A 1,188-nucleotide genomic window follows, 5' to 3' on the forward strand; every position below is an offset into this window, starting at 1 on the left:
GCTAGTGTGGTGTCTCAAAAGTAAGCATCAAATAATTGAGCCTGCAGCCCGTGCGACAGATGCCAGGATGGTGTCGGCGCTTTTGTGCCACACAAAGGGCTTGGGATCCTGATTGTGGCGATCGATGTATTCCCGGATAGATTGCTCCAGATGAGCGACGCTGGTGTGGGCATTGCGCTTGATCCACTGCTCGCTGATCTGGCTGAAAAAGCGTTCGACCAGATTGAGCCAGGACGCGGAGGTTGGCGTGAAGTGAACGTGATAGCGGGGATGGGCTGCTAGCCACGCCCGCACGGCCTGAGTCTTGTGCGTGCCGTAGTTGTCCATGATCAGGTGGATGTCTTGTCCGCTCGGTACCGCTGTATCAATGGCTTTGAGGAACTGCAGGAATTCCACGCTGCGGTGACGGCGCTTGAGTTGCCCAATGACTTTGCCAGTAGCCACATCCAGCGCGGCGAACAGCGACGTTGTGCCATGGCGTTTGTAGTCGTGCGTGCGCGTGCTCGCTTTGCCAAAGGTAAGAGGCAATCCCGGCTGGGTGCGATCAAGCGCCTGGATCTGGCTCTTCTCGTCCACGCACAGCACCAGGGCGCGATCGGGCGGTGCCATATACAGTCCCACTACATCACGCACCTTATCCACGAAATATGGATCAGTGGACAGTTTGAAGGTTTCTTGCAGGTGCGGCTTCAGACCAAACGCATGCCAGATGCGTTGCACCGTCGCGGGTGATACACCCGTTTGCCGACTCATCTGGCGCACACTCCAGTGCGTGGCATTGTCAGGCTTGCTCTGGCGAACCTTGTCTACGATTTGCTGGACCCGCTCGTCGCCCACGCTGCGCGGGCGACCCGCGCGTGGTGCATCGGTCAAACCAGCCAGACGGTACGCTTGGTAGCGTCGCCGCCACTTTGAGACTGTTTGCACTGTGGTGTGCAAACGCTGGGCAATCACGGTGCCCGACTCCCCATCTGCGCAGCCCAGCACGATTCGCATGCGCAGCTTCTCGTCTTCAGGCGCTTTGCGCACACGCAGTCGCGCCTTGAGTTCTGCGCGCTCGGTGTCGGTGATCTGCAACTTTGTGGCGGGGCGTCCAGCGTGGGCCATCTGCGTAGTCTCCTTCATGGAAGACTCCTTGGATCAACACGCATCGAGATAATTCAAATTATTTCTGAGACATCACACTAG

The 1,188-nt window shown here is 58.0% G+C and carries 1 protein-coding gene; it reads right to left on the reverse strand.

Going from position 1 to position 1,188, the window contains the following annotated elements; genetic code table 11:
• Nucleotides 1-27: 27 nt before the first annotated feature.
• Nucleotides 28-1,107, reverse strand: a complete 1,080-nt coding sequence (locus tag D3F03_RS17105; RefSeq protein ID WP_119110637.1) for an IS630 family transposase — start codon at nucleotides 1,105-1,107, stop codon at nucleotides 28-30.
• Between the last annotated feature and the right edge of the window lie 81 nt (nucleotides 1,108-1,188).

The sequence above is a fragment of the Simplicispira hankyongi genome, from assembly GCF_003570885.1.
GTDB lineage: Bacteria > Pseudomonadota > Gammaproteobacteria > Burkholderiales > Burkholderiaceae_C > Simplicispira > Simplicispira hankyongi.

What these genes read in the sequence shown, in the direction of transcription:
- D3F03_RS17105 (WP_119110637.1), bottom strand. Translation starts at nt 1,107, where the DNA reads ATGGCCCACGCTGGACGCCCCGCCACAAAGTTGCAGATCACCGACACC.